The sequence below is a fragment of the Janthinobacterium sp. 344 genome (genome assembly GCF_900112025.1).
In the GTDB taxonomy this organism is placed as follows: domain Bacteria; phylum Pseudomonadota; class Gammaproteobacteria; order Burkholderiales; family Burkholderiaceae_D; genus Janthinobacterium.
The window spans coordinates 22,397-38,115 of record NZ_FOKL01000005.1; the positions used below are offsets into that span (position 1 = coordinate 22,397).

The following is a 15,719-nucleotide window of genomic DNA, read 5'->3' on the forward strand; positions in this document are numbered from 1 at the left end:
GGGGCCAGGTATGGATGAAACGCTAATACAAGCGGAGGACGGCTACACCGAGAAGTTGGTATCTACAGTTGCGACGAAGCTCACATCGGCCGCGGTGCTCATTAATAGCGTCACTCGCTCGCAGCTTGAGCACGCTTTAGATGGGCATCGGCGCGGGCTGAAGGTATACGAGAGCCTCAGGAGCCTAAACGAGATCATCGGTACGCAGTACGGCGACCGCGTTCTTTTCGAGCTGCTTCAAAACGCCCACGATGCGCACGCCGTCGGCGAGCAGGGCGAGGTCGCCATTCACTTGGTAGTCGCCAACGACGACTCTGGCTTGCTGTTAGTTGCCAACAAGGGACGCCCCTTTTCCGACTCGAACTTCGAGGCGATCCGTAACATCGGAACGAGCGATAAAGAAATCGGCGAAGGGATCGGAAACAAGGGCCTCGGCTTTAGAAGCGTCGAGGCGCTCACCAACGACGTCCATATCTTTTCCGCTAGCGCTCAAATGCCGGCTCCCATGTTCGACGGCTACTGCTTCCGGTTCGCATCAACCGAAGAGATCGCAGAGTTCTTGGAGGAGATTGGTGCTTCTCAGAAAATGGCCGCTAAGGTTGCCGCCGACGTTCCACGCTACTTAGTGCCCGTCGCCGTTACTGAGCAATCAGACGCCGTACGCCGTCTCGCCTCCCTGGGGTATGCGACGGTCATCTGCCTGCCATTAGCTTCGTCGCGCGAGGTCGCACTGGCAGAGAAGCAGGTGGCTGCGCTTACCAACGCTGCGGCGCCAGTACAGCTCTTTCTCGATCGCCTCGCGTCGCTGGAGGTCATGATCGTTCGAGCCGGGGTCGAGATCGAAAAGGTGACGCTGTCGCGCGAGGTTGAACCGCTATTGCGGCACCCGTCGTCGAGTATTCGAATGCAACGTGTCACGCTGAGTGACCGAAGCGCATTCCTCGTTGTCAGTCAGACGCTACATAAGGAAGCCGTGCTCGCGGCAGTCGCGAAGAGCATTCCGGCAGCGCCGCCACTTAAGCGCTGGCTTAACTGGAAAGGCGACGCTGACGTTTCGATCGCCGTGTGCCTCGATAGGGCGCTTGCGCCGCGGCTGTACAACTTTCTTCCGATGGACGACCACGCAATCTCGCCGATGTCTGGCCACATCGACGCGCCGTTTTTCGCGGACATCGACCGGCGCACCATTAAGACCGACCTACCGCTGAACAAGCTTCTTATCGAAGCCGCTGCCGACACTGCGGCGAAGGCTTGCTTAGCTATCGTCGACGAGGATTTGGCCGTACCTTTCAGCGCAGTTGTAGATATGGCCGCCTGGTCGGGCCCGAGGATGGTAACGATCATCGAAGCGTTTAGGGCGCTTGGCCGGCCGATCACAGACGCTGCGATTTGGCCCGCAACGTCTAGCGAAGGCGTCAAATGGGCACCGCTGAGAAGTCTCTACGCATGGCCGGACGTCCGTACCAGGCAGATGACCCCATCGCGGCTCGAGTCGATCGCCAATGCCCATATACTTGCCAGCATATCCGACGATCAACTGTCTCGGATTAGGGCGCTTGCGTCCGCTGTGTCGATGCCGCTTGAGCTGCACGCGCAACAGCTGTGTGTGTGGGTCGAGGCGATGGCGGAGTATCTCTTTTCGAAAAAGAAAAAGGCCATCACATCCGCCTGGCGCGACTTCTACCAAGACGTGCTCACGATCTTCGTCGCGTCGAAGACCGACCTGGCCGCGCTGGTGGGCAAGAAGGTGCTTCTCGGCGACAACAAGCTTCTCGTCGCAACTGCGGACAGCCTGGACGACGCACCGCCTGTGTTTGCGCGGATGACGGGTAAACGCGGGAAGCGCACCCAACAGCCTCCCAACCCACCTTCGGCCATTGCGCGAAAGTTCCGGTTTCTGAACCCGTATGTCGAGGTCCCCGAAGACATCATCAACAAGTTCGAGAAGGCAGGCCTCCTTCGACATTACGACCCCGTCGAAGCGCTGGCGGCCCTCAATGGGGCACTGGAGTATGGGACTGACAACCAACGACAGGAAGCACTGACGTGGGCATTTCGCGTCTGGCTCGCCACGGGCGAGGCGTCAGTCGAGACCGCACTACGTCAGGCCGAACTGTGCGTGCCGTGCTTGGGCGGCTGGATGCGCGCCGAAGACGCCTTGATGTCCTCGTCGTGGAGCATCATCGGACGAACGCTCGAGCAGTATTTCGACGAGGCCGCAGCGGTTTCCCTGGACTGCAAGGTGCAGCGCAACCGCCTTCTGATCGCTTTTTCCAATTGGCCACGCGCACGTGCCGACGATAGACGCGAGGACTGGACCCGCTTCCTGCAGATTCTCAGAGTCAAGGACGGACTGGAGCCAATAGCTGCCAATTTGCGTCGTACAGGCACGCCGAACGGCTACTGGAGCTCGTTCCTGCGCGCCGGCAACCTCAAACTAGGGTTCGACAAGACCTGGACCACGTACGCATCAAGACACATACTGCACTACCCGCAAACCGAGTACAGCATGCACGACGAGGCGTGGAGAGTGCCGGGCCAGCTTGAGCATGATCATCTCTCGAACTCAGCAAAGGAGGCGCTCTCGAACCTACTGGTCGCCTATCTGAGAGTCCATGGACAGGAGCACTTTGAGTTCGACATCCGGTCATGGCATGGGCGTCAGTCTGTCACTCTTCCGACGCCCCTGTACGTCTTCCTACGACATGGCGGGTGGCCAGCGAGTGCACGCTCTGACGAAGTCGTCTTCGCACGACCTTGCGACAGCTGGTCCACGACGGTGCTCCGTCAGCATCCCCCGCGTTTCGTGGCGAGGTTCAAATCCGAGCCCGGCACCCGCGAGGAGCTCCCTCCAATCCTCTTCGACCCCAAGATCGGCCTACGCGACTGGTCGCACCCGTCTAGCGCGCCCAGCCGCCTAGCGTCGCTCGCTGCGGTGCTCCCGGATCTCTCTGCAGCCGAAAGGCGCGACCTGCGCGACCAAGTTCGCCGCTCATGGGCTGACGTCGTACAGAGTCGAAGTGCGCTCCCCCCCTCGCTTCAATTGATAGTAGAGCGGGCGGGAAGCCTCGAAGTTCTGCAGGGGCTCGAGCAAGATCCGCCAGTCGTCTACGTAACGAGCGAGCCACAGGCCTTCGCCGCTCGCGCTCTAAGCGACGCTGGTGAGGCGGTGCTCGACGTAGGTGAAACCGATGCCCCTCTGATCTGCGAACTGCTCAGGGCGACCGGTCGCTTTTTCCCGCAGCTAACGGACTCTGGCGAAGTGCAGCTGGTCGTCGACGGCGTCCCGTTCGAGGCGTTGCCGGACGCCCCCCCACTCGTGGCTGGCGAACTGTCATGGCTGAGCGATGTTGCTGTCATGGCGCACGAGCACCTTGGCGACCCTCTGGAGATGCGCACGCTGCCCTCCGACGAGCTTGACCGTCGGCTTCGCGCGATACGCGTCAAGCGCTGCAGCGAATTTTCCCTCACCATCTCGGGGCTCGATATACCGGTGCGTGGCAGAGAGCGGGTGCACGCCGTACAACACGCCCGCATCCCGACGCTGCTCGTGAGGACAAACGGTCTCATCGACCTGCAGCTACTACTCGAAGCGTCGCAGGCGCTCACCAAACTGCTCGGGTCGCGCCGCAACACTCTCGAGCTTCTGCTGGGAAGGTTGCAACGCGACGGCTTTAGGGGCGGCGTGGAGGGGCCGTCCGAGGACATGCTGGCCAGTGCCATTGGCAGAGACGTAGGCGTCGTGCGCGAACACTTCGCCGCGACGAAAGGCGGCGTGCAGCGCCGCGTCGACGCAGTCTTGCCGGCGGTGGCCTACCTCAAGGACTTGGAGGCGGCGGAGCGGCTTCGCGAGAGGCATGCCCAGTTGGGCACTGCCCTGCAGCTTCGCGCCTGGCTAGAAGGGGAACTCCAGGTGGAGTTGGCCAACCAGTTACTCGAGGTCGTCGCCGAGACCGACGATCAGAGGGCAATCTGTGTGCGGCTCAACCTAAATTTCGCTGCCTTCAGCTGTGCGCTCACTGAGCTCGGCTACCCGCCGATCAACGACGAGGCGGACTTCCGCCGCCTCTTTAGTGCCTACCTCGCCGAGTTGGCTCCCTTGATACGCGCTCGGCTGAGGCGAGCCTTTCTGCCCGCTTGGCAGGCAGCTGCGCCGCTCGACGAGTATGTCACCCTGCGAACGCTTGAATTCATCCAGTTTGATCCGCAGTGGCTGCTGCAGTTGGAGCAGCTTGATCAAGCCCGCGTCGTCGCCCACGCGAATCAGGCGGTGGAGGCAAGGCTTGGGGCCGACGACCCCGCCGTCGAGCTTGAGGACTTGGAGGTCGTCGTAGCGGCAAACCGGAAGCACGTAACGGCGCGGCACGCGGAGCTAACGAACCTGATACGCGCCTGGTGCAGAAAGAACGGTGCCCAGCAATCGACCAACCTGGACACAACTGATGCTCAACAGCTCGTGCGCAAGCTGGATCAGGCGGGGCTGCTGGACTTCGAGCTTATCGAGCCAGATGCCTTGCCGGCACTGCTGCGTCGCGCCAGCTGGTGGCCAGCGAACATGCCAACAACCGAGGCTTTGCATGACCTGGGCCTAACGGCAGAGGACTTGAAGCAGGAGGAGAGGGAGGCTCGCGAAATCAAACTGAAGGCCGAGGTGACGCGCCGCAGCATCCTTTTTGCCGGACGCTCACTGGATACCGGAGGCCCCAACTTCATTCTCGAGTTCGAGAACCTCGCGGATGAGGCCATCGCACAAAGCAACGAGTGGTTCACGCGCAGTCGCATTGCTCGCCTGCTTCAGCAGGAGGATGCTGGCAACCCGCAGCGAGGATCCAGCGGGGGCGGTGGGGGGAAGGGCGGAAATTGGCGCAACCAACCGTCTGACGCAATCCGCACGGCGATGGGCATGGCAAGCGAGTGGCTGGCGTGGAAGCTGCTCTTCCTGCGTCATCCGAAGGAGATGTCGGACGAGTGCTGGGTCTCGTCAAATCGCGAAAAATTTTGCACCGGCCCGGCAGGCGACGACTCCTTGGGCTACGACTTCCGCGTAGTGACTGCGCGCCACGAATACCTCTATGAGGTTAAGTCGGCACTTGATGCAGGCGGCGAGTTCGAGCTAACGGCAAGAGAGCTTGAGGTCGCCGGCAGTGCAAGAGAGGACAGAAAGCGCAAGTACCGCATCCTGTACGTTCCGTTCGTGTTCGACCCGACCCGCTGGAACGTAAAGACCCTGCCGAACCCGGTCGGTACCAAAACGCGCGACCAGTTCCGTGTCGTGCGAAGCGGCTCCGTTCGGTACCGCTTTGAGCAGCGCTAGACCCTGCGCGGCCGTCGACACGACCTGCGCAGTGGGAGCAATACCGTCATTTGCCTTCGATAAACCCGGCGCCGACCCCGCCGGCTAGATGATTGAGCGATAGACACACTCATCGTTCGCTCGATTCGATGCCGTAGCGGGCTATGCGGGGAGCGTGCGACGGCTGCGCAACCAGGCCTGACGGACACGCGAAGCATAGGCCTCGTCGGCATCCGTGGCAGCCTCGCGGTCGGATAGTCCAAACTCCTTGATTTCCTGGCGGATTTTCGGGGTGGTGCGGGCTTGCGGATGAATGCGTGAACTCATGCTCGACATGGTGCCGTACTGAGAGGGGCTCACGAACGCTGTGCGAGAAGCCAGCAATTATCTCATCGAGCACGGCCTTGGCACGGAACAAGGCCATGCTGCGACGGGGAACATGATCACACGAAACTAGACAGGTAGGTAGCGCCGCCTCACCTCCCAAGTTACGACTTCAAGCTACTTTAGAGCCGTTTTACCGTTAGCGACGCAGACCGCTCGCGCACTTTCATTGGCAGCAATATGCGCAGCTGTTCGACCTACACCAGATCCACAATCAGCGTGAGCTAGAGTGTAGTAGGCGGTAGTAACTTCAACGGGAACTTGCGCCCCATGCAATGTGACCATTATTGATTCAGTTTTCCTTTCTCTAATCGAACAGCCAATATCACCACCGGCCCAAGAGCGGATCGGGCCTTCAGGCTCGAAGGTGAACGAGGAAAAGAATCGGCCTGCTGGCGCTTCGATCCATCTAAAATCCTTCACCTCATTGCCACTATCGGACACGCAGCGCTCTTCCCCTCCGGTTTTTTTTTCGAATTTTTGAAGGTCTTCGGCGAATAATTCCGATGCGAATACAAGAAAAAACATAAAACTTGCTGCTTTTAAAGTTTTCATTTTCTTGCTCCAAGAAATTTGTAATGAAGGGATGCGTAGTTACAAGCACGCACTGAATGAATTGATGATTCATTCAGTGTCACCCCATCTGCTTTGAATCGCCACGACTATCGTAGACACTTTTGAGCCATGTCGAACACGAGGAGAAAATATGAGCGGTAAGCGGTACACAGAGGAATTCAAGATTGCAGCGGTCAAGCAGGTGGCGCGCTGGTACCGTTGGCGTCAGTGTCACCGCAACGAGCCCAGGTTGATCAGAGAGGCCGGCGCGCAACTGGCGCCGCCATTTGCAAAGCATATTCGTGTTCAGATCATGCTGCAAGGCCAGCTGTGCGACTGACCCTCTTGGTTCGCATGCCTGATGAGCTAACTTCCGCTTGAACTCCAACGGGTAGTTCGTGCTGCGCCGGCGCCTGCCGTGTTCAACTCCACTCCCCAAGATAGTCCCCACCAAAATTTAGTGGGGACTATCTTGGCTACTGGAGCTATTCAGTGTCTAGACGGTGCAGGCTGTACGCTTACCGCTATCGAGGCAAAAGCGGGCGCACTGCTGCTGCCTCGATCGGATAAACGATCCTTCGCCGACAGTTATGGCTAGGACGGCCTGCTTCGCTAACGCGCGACAGGAGTCTCTGCAGGGCCGGGGATAGCCAGGTTACATTCGATCTCGTCGTTGGATCAGGCAGCTACAAGATCGCACACCAGGTGCCTGGCAGGACACCCAAGCCCGATGTGCGCGCGAAGCATAGGCCTTGTTGGCTTCCTTGGCAGCCTAGCGGTCGGACAGGTCGGAGTCTTTGATTTCCTGGCGGATTTTCGGGGTGGTGCGGGCTTGGGGATGAATGCGTGAGCTCATGGACTGAAGTTTATGCGATGTGCTGCAACCGGTGGGACGATCTCGGTGGCGAACCGCCGATCAGCTCGTCAAGCAAGGCTCTGGCACGGAACAGGGCCATGTTGCAACGAGGAATGTGATCACGCGAAACTAAACAGCTACGCATCGAGGGTATGTGGAATTTTTCGAACCGGATTGTTCTACAGCGTCAAGAAAAAACACACTTCTGGCAAAAATAATTTTCAATCTAAAAATTATTGAGATGTGAGCATTTTCAATAGATGGCAAAGCATCGAATGCGACAACCGTATAATTTTTAATATTTAAATAGACAGATCCCACCCACAATGCTACATTGAATGACAAAATTGAAATGAATAATTTTTCGAATTCGCTTTTATTGACCTTAATAAATGTAATTACTGTAAGTTTTGCACATGAAAAAAAATATTGAAGCTTTTATGAGGTACCATCAAGCAAAAGAATCATTGGCTGAATATACTCAAATTGGCGCGGCTGCCATTCAACTTTTAAAGCTGAATGTTTCTGTGAAAAATGGATCAAGACTCTTAGGTCAATTTGTAGATGCGTGTGAAGTGACACATTGGGGGGAAGGAAAAAGATTTCCAAACCCCGTCGACAAGACACAAGAAATAGGCGAAATGCTATGTAACCATGTTCTGGTTCAACAGATTTCAGCATTTGATCTCTTCAGTAAATCCGTTCTAGCGGACTTCGTTCGATTTTCTGACTGGGCTAGAAAACACTGCCCGCAATTAAAGCATGAACATACACTTGTTCAAATGTCACCGCAAGGACGATGGGTCGTTTCTTCATGCTGCAATGAAGTTGGAAATAAGTTGACCGACTTAAAAAGCAGGTTGTCGGAAATATCTTCGATGACAAATTGGAAAATATCGACGGACTTAGTTGAAATAGAACCATTATTTCATCTGGCACGACTCTGCAGAAATCGCATAGCACATAGTGATGGAATTGTCGGTTCCGAGTTGGAGGACTTTGCAAAAAGCAGGGAAGTTTTGGACGCACACAATAAATTTAGGGAGAAATATGCGCGCGCAGAATTGCCACCACTCCCGAATTTGATTCGAGGAAATCGAATTGTCTTATCACCAGAAAATTCCATTTATTTCGGCGCAGTTCTGTACGAGTTTGCAAAAAGTATAAATATATATATGTGTGAAAAGTTAACGGAGAAAGAATTTGTTGAGATGGGATTTTTCTACTCCTGCCTAGTCGAAACACACTCTGGAAGAGTTATTAGACACAGGGATGCAGTCGGTAGAATCAACTACTTTCTAACCGAACGATATCTATTTAAGGAAACATCAAAATTAAAAGAGGTTTCTTTTTATCTTAAAGATAAAATATTCAATTACAAAGGAAAAGATATGAAGGAAACAACATATTGGAAAATAGCATTAGCGCGACATGAGATTCTCCACGCATTGGAAAAGCCAAGATCACCCGCCACTAAAATTGTCAATGCTAAAAGAAATCAGCACGCCAAGACTCCAACTTCGCACACGGCTAAGTAACAGCCTTCATATGATTTTAGCTAAGTGAACCGCCACGATTTTCAATGGATGCTGATTTCTTTAAATGAACCTACAGATCTACTACTCTAAGTAAAAAAATTTGGCAACGGCCGCGTTTTTCTACGGATTAAATCGATCAACGCAACACTTTAACTTAAATGCATCATTGCAGAACGAAATGATGAGAAAAAGAACTCGAATCGATTTCGCAAGAGGTTTAGCCACGGAAGAGTTCATGGTGAATTCCGCCGAAGCTCAAGCAGCTTTTGCTTGAGCGCGGCATGAGTCCCAGCAGGGCAGGGGAGATAGACAGGCCAGACCCGATCTCGTCGTTGAATTAGGCAGCGACGAGATCGCACGCGAGGAACTTGCTGGAACACCCAGACCCAACACGACCCATCGTTTTTCATCTTTCAAGAACTATGAATCAGAAGAGTTTAAGCGACGGGTGGCAATTCACCCCTTCCAAAATGAGTGTCAGCAACTGGATTGCGAATTAAACGATGGTCACGAGACGCTACCTTAGCCGGAAAAAATAATCCCCTTGAAAATTCAGCTTAACATTTTCTTCGGAGTCAAACATGAAAGTGATCTCTGGAAATTCAGAAAAACCATAGCGGACTTTGGTGGCATTCAGTTCATGAACGAATTTTCGCTGCAACCATTCATTAATGCCGTTTTCTTGATTCCATTGCACATCAGTGTCATTTTGATAAAAAAATAAAACCACCAGTTCTCTATCCCATTCCTCTGACGTAGTAATCAATTCAGTATTCTTGAAGCTCACCCCTTTCAAGCGAGCAGCTAGAATAACTTCGTTCAGCGCAAGCTCAATGGCAGAATACGGTGGATACGGATGCTTCATATTGCTCCAAACTACGACGATGGCAAGTTACCAAATAAAAAAATTGGAATGTGGCTCACCGCTGTATACCACACCTTACTCGGTTCAGTCTCATTAACCAATATCGATGCCAAGACAGGATAGACTAAGAAGGCCTAAGAAAATCTCCGACTATATCGCCAGCAGATGAGTATGCAGGCAAGCGAGAGAAACGCCTGGTGGATATCGGCACGGCGTTCGTAGCGGATGCATAATCGGCGGAAGCGGTGCAGCCAGCCCAGCGTTCGCTCGACCACCCAGCGCCATTTACCCAGGCGTTCGCGCGACTCGATGCCGTAGCGGTCTATGCGTGGAGCGATGCCACGACTGCGCAACTATGCCCGATGGGCGCGCGAAGCATAGGCCTTGTCGGCATGCAGTTTGGCAGGACGCTTGCGTGGGCGGCAAGCAAGACCTGCTACTGAAGGGGCGGCCTCAAGCAGGGGAACCAGCATGCGGGAATCATGTACCTGAGCCCCTGATATGCTCGCCACCAGAGGCAGGCCGCGTTGATCGACGAGCAGGTGGAGCTTGCAACCGAGCTTGCCGCGGTCGGTGGGATTGGGGCCGGTATGCTGTCCGCCGAGGGGGGGATGGCACGCTGGCCGAGTCGACACTGGCGCGTTCCCATTGAATCTGGTCGTATTCCCGCAAGTGCTGCAGCATGGCGTCATGGATGCGTTGCCAGCTATCTGCCTGTTGCCATGCATGCAGGCGCCGCCAGCAACTCATGCCGCTGCCGCAGCCCAGTTCACGGGGAAGATATTCCCAAGGCAAGCCGGTCTTGAAGACGAACAGGATGCCGGTCAAGGCGGCGCGGTCGTCAATGCGAGGACGCCCACCTTTGGGGGAAGGACGATATGCTGGTAGCAATGGCTGAATCAGCGCCCACAGGTCGCCAAGAAGAAGAGCTTTAGCCATGGCGCGGCCCTCGGAAATGATGTCAGGTAGGTTTGACCAGCATCGGTGCCCTTTGTTTCCCTGGACGACGTTTTGCTAGGCGCTCTAATCCCTGACACCGTGTTACCCGACCAACGGCAATTTCGCTTGGAACTCTACAACTCGTCGCCCCGCATCAGCAAGTTGACAATACCCGCCGTTAGAGCTGGCGCAGTCAACCGCGGATGTTCGCTGCAATGTCAATGTTGGCGGCGATTCGCGAAAGATTCCCGCCGAACCAAATTCCAGTAAATGAGTCCAGCAATTGTAGTCTGTGCTGCGCCTTGTTCCGTTCGTTGTCATTTGTTTCCGCTCTGTCCAGAATTGCTCTCTGCTCATGCCGGTATGCACCACGTGATTGCTCATCGAAAAGCTCCGCAATGAGCATCGCCTCCAAAACCAGGCCGTCCAAATCGTCAAGCAAACCTCGGCTATTAGGGAGAGAACGGAAATATTCCATCACACGCAGTGGATCGATTTGCCTGCGTGTGACCTGATCGAACAACTCCTTGTCCACTGAGCGCAATACGATGAGCAAAGCGATCTGGATTGCATGTAAGTCATGGTTCTCTGGCGTAACGGTAAGTACAAGTTTTAGACGTATGATGCACCGCTCGATTGCTCTGAGGCTCATGCCATAAATATTGACAAGCAGAGTAAGGAAGCGAATAATTTGATTCTTATCGGCGTGTCGCCTAGTTGCGAACTTCTCATCCAAGCCTGCTCGAGTGAATGCATTCTTTATGAACGTTTCCTTTGATGGACTTGGCAGGCCGAATTCCAAGTCAATAAATTTGCGTAGGTATTCTGGAGCATCGATCTTTTCGCCGTACACTGCGGCTGTGACGGCCTCAAGCTGCTTTTTGTCGACGGAAAGCACAAAGGCCATGTTCGGCACATCAAACATATGCTTGACCCTCTCCAAGAGCGACATCGCAAAATCTGGCCGGCAACGGTCCAGTTCATCAATAAAGAAAACGAGTGTTGGCTTCTTGTTCAATTCAGGAAGTTTAGTAACGACCTTTTCAAGCTCAATTCTGAAGCACTTCGCTGCTTCCTCTTCTCTTTCAAATGTCTCGATGACGTCAGAAGTGGCATCCGCTGCAGTGTTTCCTAGCGCCTCCTCGATGTCTTCGGACAAGTCGATTATCCCAGCGGTGGCAATCTTCACCCCAACTGCGGCACCACGTTTGAGCAGTATTCCCGCGATCTTTTTGACCCGTGCCATATGGTCTACTGCAATCAAAGTGCCACCATCGGAACGGGGAAATGCCTCGCCAAGAGCAGCAACCATCGCTATCAGCGGATCGGAAACATGGTCTGCCTTCCAAGCGTTGAAATACACTGTCTGGAAATTCTTCTGTTTTAAGACCTTCCCGAGCATATCCACGAATGTTGACTTGCCAGTGCCATAGGGGGAATCAATCGCTAGGACAAGTGGATGTCCTCCGGTATTGCCTACAATCGCCGCCACGAAATTTACAATTTTCTCTCGGTCTAAAGCGTCATTGGCGAACGGGGTGTCGTCGGAGACTTCAATGGCAGGGAGGCGAAAGGACATAGTCGTAAGAAGTAGTGAACAAAGGAAGAGATTAGCATGCCACTCTATTTAACGGCTATATTTGATTGCTGGCACTAGGTAATCCCCCCATTTTTAGAACGCTCTAAAAGTAGAGGTTAAGCGGCCAAGGCAAGCCTCTGTTTTGGCGTGATGCCGCCAAGTGCCATGTCGCATCAGCCGTGATTGCAACTCCACCTCCAGCGCGCGAAGTCTCTGATCTGGCCTTGCGCACGAAGCTGATGACGGGCTAGTTTATCGTAGCCAACTGTGCCGTCATAGCGCTCAGAAGCGGGCGCTCTGTTGCTGCCTCGATCGGATAAACCATCCTTCGCCGGCGGTTGCGGCTAGGGAAGGCCAGCTTTTGCTAGCGCGGTAGGAGTCTCTGCAGCGCAGGGGAAATAGACTGGCCAGACCCGATCTCGTCGTTGGATCAGGCAGCTACGGGATCGAACACCAGGAGCATGGCAGCGCACCCGGGCCCCTGACACGATTTATCAGTTTTTCGCCTTTCAAGAACCATTGATCAGGAGAGTCCGAGTGACCGATAGCGTTTTGCCCCAATGGCACCGTCCGCTTCCGCCGTCGTACCTGGCCGTTAACTGACTTTGTGTCCGGTGGCCAACCGGCGGATCGCAGCGATTCCTGCCTCCATCTTCTCACGTGCGGAGCTGTTGGCCGAATGAACGAAGATAATTGGAGGACTAAAACCGCGCAACGCGACCGCTTCCTCAATCCACAGAATGACGTCATAGCCGGTGCCGCGCTCGTCATCCCCAAGATCATGGTCAAGACTAATCTCGGCAACCTCGCCGGCGGCAAGTAGTGCTACTGCCTCGTCAGGCCAATATACTCGGGTCCAACCCTCCGGTGTACTTCGCTCATCATCGAGATAAACCTTCATTCCTTCGTTCCCTTGGATAATTTGATGAATATTTCTTCCCTTCCAATAATACCCTGTGCGAATGCTCCGAAGCTCGGACAACCTTTGGCTTGAGCGCGGTAGGAGTCTCTGCAGGGCAGGGGATAGCCAGGTCGGACCCGATCTCGTCGTTGGATCAGGCAGCTACGAGAACGCTCACCAGGCGCCTGGCAGAACCGGTGAGCGATCAAACACGTTGTTCGTGCGCGAAGGATCGTTTGCGCAACGTCCTTAACGTACTACTTTTTCCGCTTCCCCTGTTTGCCTCTCATTGCGCAGTGTCAACGTCGCCGCATTGCATCCAAGCAAGAATGGCCCTTGGTCGTTGCTGGGGGTACTCGGATGAGAACAGGCGATGCGTGGCGCGTGTGGTTCGATCTCAGACGTAAAGAGGATGAGCTGAAGTGGGGTGGCCACTTTGGTGGTTCTGGCCAGTCCTACGACAGCATGGGGCGGTCGGCCGACATCTCCCGCACCAGCTGGGGTTACGAGCAGATGGGGCGGGTAGAGCGCGTGCGCCAGGCACTGGCCGACTCGGGGCCGGCGGCGCAGCACATGATCGCTCGAGAACTCTCCGGCATCAACCTGTCCTCGATCTGGAGCATCCTCATGGCGGTGTGTGAGGACATCGCCCTGTACTACGGGGGATCGGTGATCGCAGGCGGGCTGATCGGAGGTATCGGCGGGGCCTTGCTGGGCGGCGTCGGTGCTGTGCCAGGCGCTGCTGCCGGCGCTGCTGCCGGCAGCTATGCGGGCGGCGCAGTACTGTCGCTGCTGGGCCTGAAATCGTTGGTGGAAGGCGTGGTTCAGTCCGTTCCCCAAGCGCTGGAGTATTACGAAAAGGGTTTCCGTGAGGCGTGGGGGCCGACCAGGCAGGACCGGCTGTCGCATTACGGCATGGCAGGGGGCAGCCCATCGTCCGGGGCGTTCTACCTGGCTCATGGCCATGTCATCATGATCACCACCATCCTTTCGGTACTGCTGGCTTACGTCACCAGGGGCAAGGGCGGCAAAGCGGCGGCGCTGAAGGAGATCAGCAAGAGCCCGCGCCTTGGGCCGAAAGTGGCGCAATGGGTCGAGCAGAACCAGGGTAAGCTGAACAGCCTTCCCCAACTGCGGCCACGCGGCGGCGGGGGTATGGGCCACGGGGAGTCACCACCACCACCGCGCCGACGCGGCTCAGAGCGGGCGCCGGGGCGCCCCCGGCCCAATGGCATGCCGAAGAAGACAGTGCCGTGCTTTAAGGTCAACGGACTGCCCCAAGGCGGCGTTCCGGAGTTTGACCGCCAACTCGCAGGCCAAGAGGCTGGCATCAATAGCATGACGGTTGCTGAGTATATCAAAGGACGTGAGGCATTTACGGCCGGTACTTCGGTGCGCGATCCGAACGTGGCGCGAAATGCGAGGGTGGGCTATCAAAATTTGTTGCAGAAAGATGCGTTAGACAGCCTTCGTGAAAAAGGAATGTCTTTCTCGGACGCAAAGGTTGAATCTGCCGCAATAGCCGCCGATAAAATGAAGACGTTGGCAGCGTTACATAACCCGGACATGGTTGCCGCAGGCAAGGATAAAATTGGCGACTTCGGAGATCGGAATATCAACTCACGCATTGGCGCGCAATGGAATAAAGGGCAACGCTTGGTTGAACTGGACAGGGCGGCAAACGCAGTTCCAGAAGCCATGCGTAGTAGCAAAATGAATGCAAAACTTGAACGATGCAAATGAGGCAAAAAATGGATGAAGACTTCGCGGGTTTCCTGAACGATTTTGGCCCGGCATTCGACAAGCGGTATGTGCCGCCGTCAAGTATCGAGCGCTATCGTGGCAAGCTGCCGGATCAGTTGTTGTCCTATTGGGCAGAGCATGGTTGGTGCGGCTATGCCAATGGCCTGTTTTGGACTGTTGACCCCCAAGAGTATGATCCAGTACTAGAGGCGTGGATTGGCGATACCTCATTCATGGAGCAAGACGCCTATCACCTCATCGCCAGAAGTGCATTTGGAGAGCTATATTTTTGGGGCGAAAAGACAGGAGATTCATTGGGAATTTTTGCGCCCGGTTCTTACTGCATCCCTCGCAAATCGCGATTCGTTGGCGAGAAAATGGACTTCGGGATGCGACTGTTTTTTGGTGCACTGTCTCGAAAGGCAAATGACTTTGCTGGCATGTTCACCCCCGCATTAGCAAAACTAGGGCGTCTGAAACATGACGAAATGTATGGTTTCGTGCCCGCCCTCGCCTTGGGTGGCACTTCTACGCCTGCTAACTTGCAGAAAGTGAAGGCCGTCGAGCATTTGGTGCTGCTTGCACAACTCGCGCCATTGGACGTCATTACTTCTCCGCCGCCTTGATGGCCGGATGAGTATCCGCGAGGGATGACCATTGCCACGTCGCGGCCATCGGTGGTACGCCACGAACCCATCGGTGCAGGGTTTCCGGCAGCGTCCTTAATCAGGAGAGCGAGCTACTGGCAGCGCCTCAGAGCGCTAATCGGCTCCGTCCGCTTCCGCCCCAAAGCGGGCCTTGATTGGCTTGTCCATACGTCCGGACTAGCGCAGCTCGTATGCCCGCGTCATGATCGTGTGAATCGTTCGCTCCAGCGCGAAACTGACTTGCTCCGGTCCAATCTTGGCGTAGTTTTCGATCAGGAACTTTTCATCGGAAGTCGTCCGTGGTGTTTTTTGCCTGCCATGGTAGTCAGAGTGAAATTTCATACGACCGTATGTATCATAGGTCACAGGGACCTGTTCCATTTTGGATGACATATTGTTTTTGTCGGAAAGATTCATTT

10 protein-coding genes and 1 pseudogene are annotated in these 15,719 nt (G+C 55.1%); 4 read left to right on the forward strand and 7 right to left on the reverse strand.

Annotated elements, in window-relative coordinates; genetic code table 11:
* The first annotated feature begins 10 nt into the window (after positions 1 to 10).
* Complete coding sequence (locus tag BM193_RS14715; protein ID WP_092797243.1) at positions 11 to 5,314, forward strand: sacsin N-terminal ATP-binding-like domain-containing protein; 5,304 nt, start codon at positions 11 to 13, stop codon at positions 5,312 to 5,314.
* A gap of 480 nt (positions 5,315 to 5,794) precedes the next feature.
* On the opposite strand, the gene BM193_RS28380 is transcribed toward BM193_RS14715, so the two are convergent.
* The gene (locus tag BM193_RS28380) at positions 5,795 to 6,232 is read right to left on the reverse strand and encodes a hypothetical protein (protein ID WP_139176068.1); all 438 of its coding nucleotides are present in this window, start codon (positions 6,230 to 6,232) and stop codon (positions 5,795 to 5,797) included.
* Positions 6,233 to 6,311: 79 nt separating this feature from the next.
* Positions 6,312 to 6,683: a transposase gene (locus BM193_RS14725; RefSeq protein ID WP_254786194.1), complete on the reverse strand. Its 372-nt coding sequence runs from the start codon at positions 6,681 to 6,683 to the stop codon at positions 6,312 to 6,314.
* A gap of 821 nt (positions 6,684 to 7,504) precedes the next feature.
* Here BM193_RS14725 and BM193_RS28385 point away from each other — a divergent pair.
* Entirely contained in the window at positions 7,505 to 8,626 is a 1,122-nt protein-coding gene (locus tag BM193_RS28385) for a hypothetical protein (RefSeq protein ID WP_139176069.1), read from the forward strand.
* A gap of 517 nt (positions 8,627 to 9,143) precedes the next feature.
* Here BM193_RS28385 and BM193_RS28390 read toward each other — a convergent pair.
* The 4 genes and pseudogenes from BM193_RS28390 to BM193_RS14745 all read right to left on the reverse strand — a co-directional run bounded on the left by BM193_RS28390 (position 9,144) and on the right by BM193_RS14745 (position 12,910).
* Positions 9,144 to 9,491, reverse strand: coding sequence for a hypothetical protein (locus tag BM193_RS28390; protein ID WP_139176070.1), 348 nt, complete (start codon positions 9,489 to 9,491; stop codon positions 9,144 to 9,146).
* A gap of 134 nt (positions 9,492 to 9,625) precedes the next feature.
* Positions 9,626 to 10,430: pseudogene (locus tag BM193_RS14735) on the reverse strand (IS5 family transposase).
* Between the two features lie 193 nt (positions 10,431 to 10,623).
* Entirely contained in the window at positions 10,624 to 12,009 is a 1,386-nt protein-coding gene (locus tag BM193_RS14740) for a KAP family P-loop NTPase fold protein (RefSeq protein ID WP_092797244.1), read from the reverse strand.
* Positions 12,010 to 12,604: 595 nt separating this feature from the next.
* Complete coding sequence (locus BM193_RS14745) at positions 12,605 to 12,910, reverse strand: cyclic-phosphate processing receiver domain-containing protein (protein ID WP_076573160.1); 306 nt, start codon at positions 12,908 to 12,910, stop codon at positions 12,605 to 12,607.
* Positions 12,911 to 13,294: 384 nt separating this feature from the next.
* Here BM193_RS14745 and BM193_RS14750 point away from each other — a divergent pair, with 384 nt between their 5' ends.
* Both BM193_RS14750 and BM193_RS14755 read left to right on the forward strand, forming a co-directional pair.
* Positions 13,295 to 14,653: a DUF6861 domain-containing protein gene (locus BM193_RS14750; RefSeq protein WP_139176071.1), complete on the forward strand. Its 1,359-nt coding sequence runs from the start codon at positions 13,295 to 13,297 to the stop codon at positions 14,651 to 14,653.
* Positions 14,654 to 14,661: 8 nt separating this feature from the next.
* Positions 14,662 to 15,279 (forward strand): GAD-like domain-containing protein, encoded by a 618-nt coding sequence (locus BM193_RS14755; protein ID WP_092797998.1) that lies wholly within the window; start codon positions 14,662 to 14,664, stop codon positions 15,277 to 15,279.
* A gap of 198 nt (positions 15,280 to 15,477) precedes the next feature.
* Here BM193_RS14755 and BM193_RS14760 read toward each other — a convergent pair whose 3' ends face one another.
* Positions 15,478 to 15,717 (reverse strand): hypothetical protein, encoded by a 240-nt coding sequence (locus BM193_RS14760; RefSeq protein ID WP_217638439.1) that lies wholly within the window; start codon positions 15,715 to 15,717, stop codon positions 15,478 to 15,480.
* Positions 15,718 to 15,719 lie beyond the last annotated feature (2 nt).

Bases quoted from the DNA above. Each gene is read 5' to 3' on its own strand.
- BM193_RS14715 (WP_092797243.1), top strand. From the start codon at position 11: ATGGATGAAACGCTAATACAAGCGGAGGACGGCTACACCGAGAAGTTG.
- BM193_RS28380 (WP_139176068.1), bottom strand. From the start codon at position 6,232: ATGAAAACTTTAAAAGCAGCAAGTTTTATGTTTTTTCTTGTATTCGCA.
- BM193_RS28385 (WP_139176069.1), top strand. From the start codon at position 7,505: ATGAAAAAAAATATTGAAGCTTTTATGAGGTACCATCAAGCAAAAGAA.
- BM193_RS28390 (WP_139176070.1), bottom strand. From the start codon at position 9,491: ATGAAGCATCCGTATCCACCGTATTCTGCCATTGAGCTTGCGCTGAAC.
- BM193_RS14740 (WP_092797244.1), bottom strand. From the start codon at position 12,009: ATGTCCTTTCGCCTCCCTGCCATTGAAGTCTCCGACGACACCCCGTTC.
- BM193_RS14745 (WP_076573160.1), bottom strand. From the start codon at position 12,910: ATGAAGGTTTATCTCGATGATGAGCGAAGTACACCGGAGGGTTGGACC.
- BM193_RS14755 (WP_092797998.1), top strand. From the start codon at position 14,662: ATGGATGAAGACTTCGCGGGTTTCCTGAACGATTTTGGCCCGGCATTC.
- BM193_RS14760 (WP_217638439.1), bottom strand. From the start codon at position 15,717: ATGAATCTTTCCGACAAAAACAATATGTCATCCAAAATGGAACAGGTC.